We start from the raw sequence: 11,901 nt of genomic DNA on the forward strand, positions 1-11,901 counted from the left end.
GGCCTTTACTTGAAGAACTTGGGGGCGTTCTGGGCGATGGTGCTGTCCATGGTCTCCGTGAACTGCTGGGGCGTGATTTCGCCCTGGACCAGCAGGACGAGCTCCTGCTGCAGCCGCCCGTTGGTGGTGGGGTCCAGCTGGGTGTCCCAGGGCATGGCCTGCTTGGCGCCCAGGTCCTTGGCCTGGTCCAGCGCCTTCCGGTACAGCGGCGTGGCGTTGGCAGGAATGGCGGTTTCGACGTCGGTGGTGGGGGAGAGTGCCCCGGTGGCGGCGTATTCAGCGGGGTACTTCTGCAGGGCGAACTTAAGGAAGTCGCTCACCAGCGGATCGTAGGTCTTGGCGTTGACCGCCATGCCGATGCCCGACGGGGACACGAACTCGTTGGCCGCCGTCACCGAGCCGGCTGTGGTGGGCAGGGTGAAGAAGTCGATGTCGTCGCGCACGGCAGGGTTGAGCTTGTCCGTGGCCAGGCTGGGCAATTCCCAGGTGCCGATGTTGTACATGGCGGCCTGGCCGGAGGTGAACTGGTTCTGCGCGTCTGAATAGCCCTGCGCGGAGAACCCGTCCTGGAAGCACTTGGCCTTGCCCAGTTCCGCCAGCCAGTTGACGGTCTTCTGTCCTGCGGGGTCGGTGAACTTGGCCTCGCCCTTCTTCAGTTTCTGGACGAACTCCGGTCCGGCTGCCCGGAAGGGCTGGTAGGCGGCGTACCGTTCCAGCGGCCACTGGTCCTGGCCGTCGATGGCAATCGGCGTGATGCCGGCGCCGCGGAGGGCGGTGCACATGGCGGGAATGTCGTCCAGGGACTTGGGCACGGCCACCCCGGCCTTTGCCAGCAGCGCCTTGTTGTACCAGATGTATTCCAGCTCGTACTGGAACGGGATCATGTACAGGGATCCGTCGTCGAACCGCTGGTAGTCCAGGGCCCCGGGGCGGTATTTGTCGTAGATGTCCAGTGTCTTCAGCAGCTTCTCGGCGTCCAGCATCTTGCCCTGCTTTGCCAGCTGCTGCGCGAACGGAGTGGCGTCGGTGTCGAACAGTTCGGGCAGCTTGTTGGCCGCCGCCAGGGTTTCGAGTTTCTGGATGTAGGAGGGGCGGTCCGGGGTGGTGATCAGGTTCAGCTTGAAGCCCGGGTGGTCCTTGCCGTAGTCGTCGGCCAGCTTCTTCATGATGTTGATGACCGCGCCGTCGGCCGGGCGGGACAGCAGCCACGAAATTTCGCGGGGCTTGATCTCGCCGGTGGGGGCGACGTTGGTGGAACTGGTGGAGCTTCCGCCCCCGCAGCCGGTCAGGGCCAGGGCGGTGACTGCTGCGACGGCGGCAGCGCGGAACAGGTTCTTCATTGCGGCAATCTCCCTTGATTGGAGTGGATCATGTGGAACGGGTCGGGTGGAACGGAGGAGTGGTATTTCAGTTGTCGGTGCGCTTGCGTACTTCGAGGTCGGTGACGGTAACGCATCCTTCGCCGGCGAACACGCCTATTGCGCCGGCGGGAAGGTCGTAGATCCGGGTGCTGAGCGCCACCTGGCGGTCCACGACGGCGACGCAGAGGTCCCCGTCCACCACCACTTCCAGCGTGTGCCGGCCGGGTGGAAGGTTGCAGGGGCGTTCGAGTTCGATGGCGAAGGGAACATCGCCGGACACGTGCCACTGGGCGTCGCCGGTGATGGTCCGGGGCCAGCGGTCGAACACCAGGCGCCCGCGCTTCGGTTCGAGGCGGAGGACGTAGGAGCGGTCACCGTCCGGGCTGGAGCGGAGCAGCATTCCGCATTCGGTGGTTCCGGCCTGGATATCGAACACCGCCCTGGCGTGGAACTGGGCGGGCAGGTTGTTGGTGGCGACGGCGGCACCGTAGCCGTCCGGCACGTCCAGCCGGAGGGGCAGCCCGGTTTCAAGCTCCAGCGGCACGTCGTCCCAGAAGCTGTCCACCAGCTCGTCGGCGAACCCGAACGCCAAAGTCCCGTCCGGGTTCTGCCGCGCCTCCAAGACCGCCATGGTGCCCGCCCACTGCCAGGCGCCGTCGTCGGAATTCCCTTCCTTGCTGGCAATCCAGCCGAAGAAGAACCGCCGGCCGTCCCGCTCTGCCGTCTTGGAGGCGTAGAAGGCGCGGCCGTCCACGCTGTCCAGGGCGGGGACGGTCCACGGGCCGGTGGGGCTCTTGGCCATGCGGTACCTGGTGGTGAAGGTTTCGGAGAATTCCGAGTAGACCATGTACCACCAGCCGTTCCATTCAAAGGCGTCGGGGCACTCGTGGGTGATGTAGCGGCGGGGGTCCCAGAACGGGTCCGTGTGCGTCCAGGTCATCAGGTCGGTGGAGACGCACTGGGCGATGACGCCGCGGCGCCGCTCGGGCCCGTCGGAGTGGCGGGCGGCGAGCAGCATCCGCCACAGGCCGGCGGCTTCGTCGCGGAAGACGAAGGGGTCCCGCCAGTCAGCGGATTCATACCCGGTGGGTGCCCCGAAGGTGAGCCCGGGGTGCTTGGTCCAGGTGTCCATGCCGTCCGTGCTGGTGGCGTGCATGACCAGCTGCAGGGGCAGCCCGTCGGTGCCGAGGTTGGCGGGGTTCTGTCCGGTGTAGAACAGGTGGTGCACCCCGGACCCGTCGGCCACGATGCTGCCGGTGTAGCAGTTGAAGTCCGGCTCCTCCGTTGTTCCGTGGGGGAGGGCCACCCCGTGGTCCTGGAACTGGGTGAGGTCCTTGGTGGTCACCAGGTTCCAGGCGGTGCCCGGCTTGGGTTCGGCCCGGACTTCGTGAAGGTAGAACAGCCAGAACTCGCCGTCCTTCTGGAAGGGGATAAGGTCTCCAACCCAGGCATCGGCGGGCTGGAAGAAGACGGGATAGCTCATCGGCGGTGATGTCCATTTCTGCTAAAGCGTTTGATCACCACGAAGGTAGCGTGGAATGCGCCACTTGATCAAGCGTTTTAGCAAAAATACTTTCCCCGGTCGTTTTCGGCCGCATTGGGACGGGTGCCATTTTGCTGAAACGCTTGACCAGTCGAGTGGATGGACATTACCCTCTCCAGCTAAAGCGCTTAAGCACGGCGGTGAGTCCTGGGCTGACGAGGGTCCCGGCGCCGTCGAGCGCCCCGGCGATGACGCCGGCCATGAGAGGAAGTCAACGATGACCCACGCCCTGTCCCGCCGCCACGTCCTGCAAGGTTCAGGAGCAGGCGCGCTCGCCCTGTTCCTGGGCAACGGACTGACCGTCCCCGCGCGCGCCCAAACCTCACTGCGGGCCGCCTACCACATGACTCCGCCGTCGGGCTGGCTCTGCGACCCGCAGCGTCCGGTTCACCTGGACGGCACCTACCACCTCTACTACCTGCATTCCGAGCAGAACAACGGCCCCGGTGGCTGGGACCACGCCACCACCGCGGACGGTGTGGCCTTCACGCACCACGGGGTTGCCCTTCCACTGCAGCCGGACTTTCCTGTCTGGTCCGGCTCCGCAGTGGTGGATACGGGCAATACCGCAGGCTTCGGAACCGGTGCCGTCGTTGTGCTGGCAACGCAGCCCACGGGCGGCATCCGCAAGTACCAGGAGCAGTACCTCTACTGGTCAACGGACGGCGGCTACACCTTCACCTCCCTGCCCGAACCGGTCATTGCCAACACCGACGGGCGTACGGCCGTTACCCAGGCGGAAATTGAAAATGCGGAATGGTTCCGCGACCCGAAGATCCACTGGGACGCGGCCCGCGGGGAGTGGGTGTGCGTGATCGGCCGGGCGCGCTACGCTGCCTTCTACACGTCGGTGAACCTGCGGGACTGGCAGCTGAAGCGCAACTTCGACTACCCCAACCACGCGCTGGGCGGCATCGAGTGTCCGGACCTGTTCCAGATAAAGGCCGACGACGGGACCTGGCATTGGGTGCTTGGCGCCAGCATGGATGCGTACAGCATCGGGCTGCCCATGACCTACGCCTACTGGACGGGAACCTGGGACGGTAACCAGTTCCTTGCCGACGACGTGGACAATCCGCAATGGCTGGACTGGGGCTGGGACTGGTACGCGGCGGTGACCTGGCCTGCGGCCGAAGCACCGGAGACGCGCCGCTACGCCGTTGCCTGGATGAACAACTGGAAGTACGCCGCCCGGGATGTCCCCACCGATGCCACGGACGGGTACAACGGACAGAACTCGGTGGTGCGCGAACTGCGCCTGGAGCGCCAGGCAGGGGGCTGGTACAGCCTGCTGAGCAGCCCCGTCAGGGCGCTCGCCGGGTATGCCACGGCCACCACCGGGCTCCCGGACCGGACCGTGGAGGGGAGTGCCGTCCTGCCCTGGAACGGCCGCGCCTACGAGCTGGAGCTCGACATCTCATGGGAGGCGGCCACGAATGTGGGGGTCTCCGTTGGCCGCTCGGCGGACGGGACCCGCCACACGAACATCGGCAAGTATGGGGCCGAACTGTACGTTGACCGGGCGCCCTCGGACCTCCCCGGCTACTCGCTGGTGCCCTGCACACGGGCGGCGGCGCCCATCGACCTCAACGCCAAGTCCGTCCACCTGCGCGTCCTGGTGGATACCCAGAGCGTGGAAGTGTTCGTTAACGCCGGCCACACTGTTCTGTCGCAGCAGGTGCACTTTGCGGACGGCGATACCGGCATCTCGCTGTACACCGACGGCGGCCCGGCCATCTTTTCCGGCATCACCATCCGGGAACTGGCGGCCCCCGCGTGAAGGGCTAGGCCAGCGCGTCGAGGGTGACCCCGGTGTGGTCCGCAAGGCGGGCCAGGAGGGCGTCCTGGAACCGGGGGTCGGTGGCCGCCGGATGCGGCGTTTGCCGGTGCTGGTGGTACCAGTAGCCCCCGCTGGCCAGGGCCCCGGGATCATCACTGGTGGCCAGCCACTCCTGGGTCCGGTGCCCCAGTTCCAGGTCATCCGGAGCTGACCGGCCGCCCATCCGCGTGGGTACCCAGCCGGGGTCGACGGCGTTGCTGGCGACATGCGGGACAAGGCGGGCCAGCGCTGCCGACAACGCAGTGACGTGCAGCTTCGTTGTGGAGTAGGAGGCCGTCGTCGTCCGTCCTGCCCAGTCCAGGCCGTCCAGGCCGATGCTGCCGCCGCGGTGCATGCCGCTGCTGAGGTAGATGAGCCGGCGCGGGCCGGGAATGATGGCGGTGAGCAGGTACGGGGCCACCACGTTCACCGGGAGCAGGGCCGCACCGTTGAGTACGCCCGCGTTGTGGATGACCGCGTCGATGCCGCCGATCGCGTTGGCCTGGTCCGCGATCTGCCGGACTTCCTGTGCAACCGCGAGGTCACCGGTGACGCAGTGCGCCCCGCGGTCCAGCAGGTGCTGCACCGCGGGGACGCGCCGGGAGGACCGCGCATGCACGATCACGTCGTGGCCGTCCTGCAGCAGCGTCTCCGCCGCGGCCAGGCCAAGCCCGTCGGTGGATCCGGTGATGAAAACGCGTGCCATGCGCGGCCCTCCCTTGTTCCTGGGTTTGTACCCAGTATCACGGTGTCAGACGGCGTCGGTGGGGGCGGCGCGGTGGTCAATCGCAGCTGTCAGGTCGTCGATGCGCTCCATGGCTCCGTTGAGTTTCTCTACGGCGGCCCACAGGTCCGGATGCTGTTCCCGGACCTGGTCCAGGGTTGCACCGGCGGACCGCAGTGACCCGAGGTCAAAGCTGACGTTGGTGCGTGCCCCGGCAACGGCAGCCCGAAGGGCGCCGAACGCGACGACGACATCGGCCACGAGCGACCGGTTGCCGTTTGTTGCCAGCCAGCCCAGGTCGTCGATGGCCCCGATGGCCCGTTCGCCCAGGAGGGCGGAGGACGCCGCGGCTTCCAGCGACGCGGAACGGATCGCCTCCTCCCGCTCCTGGCCCGGCTCCAGCCGGAAGGCGGCGCCGAACGCCTTGGAAGCGGACGCGTCGTCATCTGCCAGCCGCAGGGCTTCCTGGCGCAGTGCGTGCGCCCGGGCGCGTATCCGGGCCGGCTCCCCGCCGTCGTCCCCGCTGTAGCCGGCCACCATGGACGTCAGCGAGGCGGCGACGGCGAGCATCAGCCCTGTCCCCGCCCCTCCGCCGGGTGAGCCTGTGGATTCCGCCAGCGCGCGCGTCCAATCTTCCACCGTTGACCCTTGGGTGGTCACTGCAGGTTCCTCCATGCCAGGGACCGTGCCCAGAAAAGTGAGGGGCTAAACGTCAGGGAACGGCGGCACCGCGCGCTTCTGGCCCAGTTTTGATGGGCCTGGCCGCGGAAACACGGGGCTCTTCCGGCGATCCGGGCCGCTAAAGTGGGCCAGTGTGACGCGACGCTACCGCCATGATTACGGCGACGACCCCAGCCAGTGGGGCGAACTCTTCCTTCCCGACCTTCCGGTTGGCGGGAGGCACCGGGGCGTGGTGGTGGTCATCCACGGCGGGTACTGGCGCTCCACTTACGGGGCCGAACTGGGGGAGCCGCTGGCCAAGGACCTGGCGGAACACGGCATGGCGGCCTGGAACCTCGAGTACCGGCGTGCCGGCAACGGCGGCGGCTGGCCGGGCACCTTCCAGGACATCCTGGCCGGCATCGACAAGCTGGCCGACCTGGCAGCACCGCACGCGCTGGACCTGGGCAGAGTAGTGGCGCTGGGCCATTCCGCCGGCGGGCACCTGGCGGTGTGGGCGGCAGGCAGGAACAGGCTGGACGGGCTCGGACCCGCAGAGGGCAGCCAGGTGGAAAACAGCATCGACGGCGTCCGCCTCACCGGGGTGGTGAGCCAGTCGGGGGTCCTCAACCTGGGCGGGGCCGAGCGGCTCAGCCTCAGCGATGGTGCGGTGGCAAACCTGCTGGCCGGGCCGTCGTCGGAATTTCCCGGACGCCACCGCATGGCCGACCCCATGGCCGCGCTGCCGCTGGACGTTCCCGTCTATGCCGTCCACGCGCTGGGGGACGACGACGTCCCCCTCAGCATGTCCACCACCTATGTTGAGGCCAGCCAGGCCGGACCCGTGCCGGCACAGCTGGTCAGGGTGCCGGGGGACCACTTCGCCCTGATCGACGTCACGGCGGAGGCGTATCTCACGTGCCGGGAACTGGTGGGCGGGCTGCTCCGCTGACACGAACTGCTGACCGGTCCGCTTTCTGGCAGAGTATGACCATGCTCACAGTGATCGGCGAAGGCCTTGTTGACGTTGTCCAGCGCGCCTCCGGAATTGAGGCCCATGTGGGCGGCAGCCCGCTGAACGTTGCCGTGGGCCTGGCCCGGCTGGACCATCCGGTGCAGTTCATCGGCCGCTACGGCCGGGACGCGTACGGCGATTCGGTGGCTGCCCACCTGCGCGCCAGTTCCGTCATGCTGCCGGTACCGCCGGATGAGTTGCCCACCAGCGTGGCCACCGCGTTGATTGACGACGACGGCGCCGCCACCTACACGTTCGACCTTACCTGGGAGCTCCCGGGCCTCGCGGACCGGCTCGGCTTCATGCTGCAGGGCACCACGCTGCTGCACACGGGTTCGATAGCCACGATGCTGATGCCTGGTGCCACCGAAGTCCTGGCCGCCGTCGAGTACGCCCACCCCTCGGCCACCATCAGTTTCGATCCCAACTGCCGGCCCAGCATCATCACCGACGTGGACTTTGCGCGGCGGCAGGCGGAGAAGTTCGTCACCCTGGCGGACGTGGTCAAGGCCTCCGACGAGGACCTGGAATGGCTTTATCCGGGGCAGGACGTCCTGGACTCGGCGCGGAAGTGGCTGGCCCTGGGAGGCTCGGAGGGGCCGGCGCTTGTGGTGGTGACCCGGGGCGCGGATGGGCCGTGGGGAGTGTGCCGCGCCGGCGAAGCGTCCGTTCCCGCACCGAAAGTTGACGTGGCGGACACCGTGGGGGCTGGGGATTCCTTCATGGCGGCGCTGCTGTCCGGCCTGGTGGACCGGGACCTGGACGGCGCGCAGAACCGCGGGGCGCTGCGCGACCTGCCTGCCGAAGGGCTGGCCGAACTCCTTGCGCATGCTGCCCGTGCAGCGGCTGTCACGGTGTCGCGGCCCGGCGCCAACCCGCCGACGCGGGCTGAGATGGACCGGCTGGGAACGGCCGAAGAGGGTTAGTACAGCTAGCAAGCGATGGGCTCCCAGGGCCCGCTACACTCCGTGGTCGTAGTAGGGCCACGGCAGGAAGCGGCGTTCGCCGCGCCGGTCCGGGCCGTCCAGCGTGACTTTCCCCGTCGCGGCCCATTCGACGCCGCGGGGGAACATCCGGATGAACTCGATCCGCCGGAAGGTGTCGATGTCGTGCCCGATGGTGATGGTGAAGCTGCGGCCTTCCCCGTAGTGGTTGATCCAGGCCAGGGGCTGGAGGGTGTTAATGCCGGGCAGGCCGCTTAGTCCCTCCACCGGGATGGCCACCGGGTAGTGGGACATCGGCCACATGGGTGCATTCCCGTACGACTCCACGTCATCGAAGACCGAGACCAGCACCTGTGCTCCTTCGTACAGCTGCACTCCGGTCAGGATGTCGTCGCCGGTCACAGTCCAGGTTTTGCTGATGCCCTCGGTGATGGCGTGGCGCGGTTCAGCGGTTTGCACCAGGGCCTCCCCCCACGGCCTCGGCCGCAGTCCGGTGGGCACGCTGAGCTTGGCACCCCGCATTATGTTGTACTCCTCCGGATATCCCCAGTCGTCCTCCTGGACGGCAGAGCCATGGAACCAGACGATGCCCTTCCCGTCCTGGTGGACAAACTTCAGCAGGGCAGCGTCGGTTACCGCGCCGAAGCCCACGGCCTTCTCGTGGTATCCGTCGCGGCCCTCGAACACCACCAGGACAACGTCGTGTCTGTCGATCACGTCGGACCCCAGTCCCCGGGGGTCCTCCACCACCCTGACCCGGAACCGGCCCGTGTCCTCGAGGAGGGTGGTGAGCCACTGATTGTGGGCCCTGAAACTGCGGAATTCATTGTCATGCTCCCGGGTCATATGCCCGGAGAGGATAAGGGCGTTCAGGATGTCGGCCATGGCAGCACTGCCTCGTTTCAGCGGTTTAGGAGAATGCATACATACTTATGTATGAAAACAACATAACGATGTTACGCTGGTTCCGCACCTAGAGAGAGTGAGCAACGATGCTTCTCGAGAGAGATCTCATCCAGTCATCCGGCTTCCGCAATGTTCGTGAGGGCGGCCGCATCACCGGTTTCCAGTTCCGGGTCCGGATGCCTTCCTACCGCGGCATGACGGCGTCCCTTATCGATGGAATTGCAGTGCGCGTAGGCAACCTCGTGGACGTGCCCGCCGATGTTCCCCTGTGGACTTTTGACGGCAGGCAGTACTCGCTGCAGGAACTTTGGAACAGCGATGGCGTCCGCTGGCCCCTTGAGGAGGCGGCGCTGGTCACGGTTCCGTTCGACGGCGGCCTGCCGCAGGGTGTCCACGAACTCACTATCGAGCTGCGGCTGAGGATGTCCTACATCCCCCTTGAGCACCAGCCCTCCACCTACCGCGTCAGCCGCACGGTGACGCTGGCTCCCGAAGGCGGCGAGGGTATCTTCCGCTACGGTGTGTCCCTCTACAGCTACATGGACGACTTCGGCACGGTGATGGACCTGGAGACAGCCTTGGCCGCCGTCGCCGACGTCGGGGCCACCGGCGTGGAGATTCTCGGCGAGGGGCATGTGGCCAGCTACCCGGAGCCCTCTCCGGCCTGGATCGACAATTGGTTTGCGCTGCTGGAGAAGTATTCGCTGGAGCCAACCAACTACGGGTCATGGATCGACACCCGGCTGCACCCGGGCCGGTCCATGACCGCCGCAGAAGGGGCGGAAGCACTGCAGCGGGACCTAAGGCTGGCCAGCCGCCTGGGTTTCAGCTTTGTCCGGCCCAAGATTGGAGTGGTGTCCGGCGACCTTGTCCCGGATCCCATCTGGACGGAATCCGTGGAGCGCTCCCTGGACCTGGCCCATGAGCTGGGAGTCATCATCTGCCCCGAGATCCACTCGCCGACGCCCATCAAGCATCCGGTGGTGGACGACTACATCGCCCTCATTGAGCGGACCGGCACCAAAAACTTTGGCCTGCTGATCGACACCGGGATTTTCCAGGACCGGCCCATCCCCCTGCGGGAAGGGGAAACCCGGGAGGCGCGGCCCGCCTTCCTGGACGGCATCGGCGTGGACCCGGCCGGCTTCAAGGACATTGCGCAGTACGTGGTGTTCATCCAGGCCAAATTCCATGACATCAACGAGGGCCTGGAGGACCAGCAGATCCCCTGGCGCCCGGTGCTGCAGGCCCTCAAGGACTCCGGCTACACCGGCTACCTCTCCAGCGAATACGAAGGCGAGCGGACTCCCTGGCGGGCCATCGAACAGGTCCGCCGCCAACACGCTCTGATCCGGCGCATCACGTCCGAACTCGCCTGACCCATCCCGACTCCCACGAATGAGACCCCATGCCCAACGGACTTCTTAACGAATCCAGCCTCCGCTCCCATCCCGACGGCCTTGCCCTTGCCCTGACCCTGCCGTGGTACCGGAGCCTTTGGCTTTCCTCCGTCTCCAGCCTCAGGCTGACGGTCGACGGCGAAGAGATTTCCACGGAGGACCTCTCGCTGGAACTGGGCGGCATCCGCTACGCGCTTCCGGAGCTGCCCTCCCAGAGCGAAACTCTCTGGTACCTCCAGGAACATCCGCTCCTGATCGCCACACGGGAAACCCCTGTAGTCCTCGGCGGGCAGCACACGGTTCAGGTAGTTGGCGAACTGCGGCTGCCGTACATGCAGATTGCTCCGGGACAGGACGGCGGCCCAGGGATGTATGTCCCCAACTTCGTGAACCAGACGCTGGAACTCACCGTCACGGACAAGGCGACCCCGGCTCCGGCTCCGGCCCTGGCGGCCGCGGTCCCGCCGCCTCCGCCGAAGGCCGAAGAAGACCCGTTCTCCCTCGGGCTCACCCTGTACTCGGCCAGCGCTGAGTACAGAGCAGGCTGGTATGACTTCGACGGACTGTTGAACAGGGTGGCAGAACTGGGTATTGGCCCGGGCATCGAGATCGTGGCGTCGCAGGTCCTGCCGACCTATCCGCAGGTCACGGGTGATTTCGCCCGGTCCTGGCACGAAACTTTCGACAAGCACGGCTTCGCCGCCAGCTCCTTCGGCGCGAACCTGGACATGGGCCGGCGCCGCGACCGGGACATGACGCCGGATGAGGAATACGAGTTCACCGAAACGTTGTTCCAGGGCGCGAAGAAACTTGGCTTCCCCCTGGTCCGCATCCAGAGCGCCAAGCCTGACCTGTTGCGCCGCCTCCTGCCGCTCGCCGAGGATTTGGAGCTCAAGCTCGCTTATGAGATCCACGCGCCATTGGGGCCCAACTCACCGGAGATCATGAAGGTCCGCGATGTGTATGCGGAGCTTGATTCGCCCCTGCTTGGGTTCGTGGCGGATTTCTCTTCCACCATGCACAGCATGTCACCGACGCTCCTGCGCGCTGTCCGCCGGGCCGGGCTGGACGACGAGGCCGTCCGGACGCTGCAGGCCATCTGGGCAACGGACGTCCCGATGCGGGCCCGGCAGGAGGAGTTCATCGGCTACCTCAAGGACCGCGACTTCGATCCCGCCCTGCTGGGTTCCTTTGCCCACCTGGCGTTCAACATGCACGGCCATGTCGACCCGCAGGAATGGGCGGACATCATGCCCCAGATCCTGCATGTGCACGCCAAGTTCTACGACATCGACGAGCAGGGCAATGAGCCGGCAATCGACTATCCGGAGCTGGTGCGCGTGTTCGTGGAGGGCGGCTACCGGGGTTACTGGTCCAGTGAATGGGAGGGCCACGCCTTTGCCGAGCTGGGCGAGGTGGACCCGTTGCTGCTGGTTCGCAAGCAGCACGACCTGATCCGGAGGAGCATGCGTCCGGTATCTGTTTCAGCCTGATCCGCCGGCAGCGGAGCAGGGCCCGGCCGGTACTCC

Annotated in this window: 10 protein-coding genes; 5 read left to right on the forward strand and 5 right to left on the reverse strand. The window is 66.6% G+C overall.

Annotated features, from left to right (window positions below; all coding sequences use genetic code 11):
* Positions 1 to 5: 5 nt before the first annotated feature.
* Together LDO14_RS00630 and LDO14_RS00635 are read right to left on the reverse strand one after the other, a co-directional pair.
* Positions 6 to 1,340, reverse strand: coding sequence for an extracellular solute-binding protein (locus tag LDO14_RS00630; RefSeq protein WP_018770335.1), 1,335 nt, complete (start codon positions 1,338 to 1,340; stop codon positions 6 to 8).
* 67 nt (positions 1,341 to 1,407) lie between these two features.
* Positions 1,408 to 2,844: a glycoside hydrolase family 32 protein gene (locus LDO14_RS00635; RefSeq protein WP_223993258.1), complete on the reverse strand. Its 1,437-nt coding sequence runs from the start codon at positions 2,842 to 2,844 to the stop codon at positions 1,408 to 1,410.
* A 277-nt stretch (positions 2,845 to 3,121) separates the two neighbouring features.
* Between LDO14_RS00635 and LDO14_RS00640 the strand changes: the two genes are divergently transcribed.
* On the forward strand, positions 3,122 to 4,684 hold the full coding sequence (locus LDO14_RS00640) for a glycoside hydrolase family 32 protein (RefSeq protein ID WP_223993260.1): 1,563 nt from the start codon (positions 3,122 to 3,124) through the stop codon (positions 4,682 to 4,684).
* A gap of 4 nt (positions 4,685 to 4,688) precedes the next feature.
* On the opposite strand, the gene LDO14_RS00645 is transcribed toward LDO14_RS00640, so the two are convergent.
* Together LDO14_RS00645 and LDO14_RS00650 are read right to left on the reverse strand one after the other, a co-directional pair.
* A complete protein-coding gene (locus tag LDO14_RS00645) occupies positions 4,689 to 5,429 on the reverse strand; it encodes an SDR family NAD(P)-dependent oxidoreductase (RefSeq protein ID WP_223993262.1) in 741 nt (246 codons plus the stop codon).
* Between the two features lie 45 nt (positions 5,430 to 5,474).
* Entirely contained in the window at positions 5,475 to 6,122 is a 648-nt protein-coding gene (locus LDO14_RS00650) for a cyclodeaminase/cyclohydrolase family protein (RefSeq protein WP_223993263.1), read from the reverse strand.
* 139 nt (positions 6,123 to 6,261) lie between these two features.
* Between LDO14_RS00650 and LDO14_RS00655 the strand changes: the two genes are divergently transcribed.
* Positions 6,262 to 7,059 (forward strand): alpha/beta hydrolase, encoded by a 798-nt coding sequence (locus LDO14_RS00655; RefSeq protein ID WP_223993264.1) that lies wholly within the window; start codon positions 6,262 to 6,264, stop codon positions 7,057 to 7,059.
* Positions 7,060 to 7,100: 41 nt separating this feature from the next.
* Positions 7,101 to 8,048, forward strand: a complete 948-nt coding sequence (locus LDO14_RS00660) for a carbohydrate kinase (protein WP_056388619.1) — start codon at positions 7,101 to 7,103, stop codon at positions 8,046 to 8,048.
* Positions 8,049 to 8,081: 33 nt separating this feature from the next.
* On the opposite strand, the gene LDO14_RS00665 is transcribed toward LDO14_RS00660, so the two are convergent.
* A complete protein-coding gene (locus LDO14_RS00665; protein WP_223993265.1) occupies positions 8,082 to 8,951 on the reverse strand; it encodes a ThuA domain-containing protein in 870 nt (289 codons plus the stop codon).
* A 107-nt stretch (positions 8,952 to 9,058) separates the two neighbouring features.
* Here LDO14_RS00665 and LDO14_RS00670 point away from each other — a divergent pair, with 107 nt between their 5' ends.
* Together LDO14_RS00670 and LDO14_RS00675 are read left to right on the forward strand one after the other, a co-directional pair.
* Positions 9,059 to 10,351 carry a DUF6379 domain-containing protein gene (locus LDO14_RS00670; RefSeq protein WP_223993266.1) on the forward strand — a complete coding sequence of 431 codons (1,293 nt, stop codon included), beginning with the start codon at positions 9,059 to 9,061 and terminating at the stop codon, positions 10,349 to 10,351.
* 29 nt (positions 10,352 to 10,380) lie between these two features.
* Positions 10,381 to 11,865, forward strand: coding sequence for a DUF6379 domain-containing protein (locus tag LDO14_RS00675; RefSeq protein ID WP_223993274.1), 1,485 nt, complete (start codon positions 10,381 to 10,383; stop codon positions 11,863 to 11,865).
* Positions 11,866 to 11,901 lie beyond the last annotated feature (36 nt).

It is taken from the genome of Arthrobacter sp. NicSoilB11 (assembly GCF_019977375.1).
Lineage (GTDB): Bacteria > Actinomycetota > Actinomycetes > Actinomycetales > Micrococcaceae > Arthrobacter.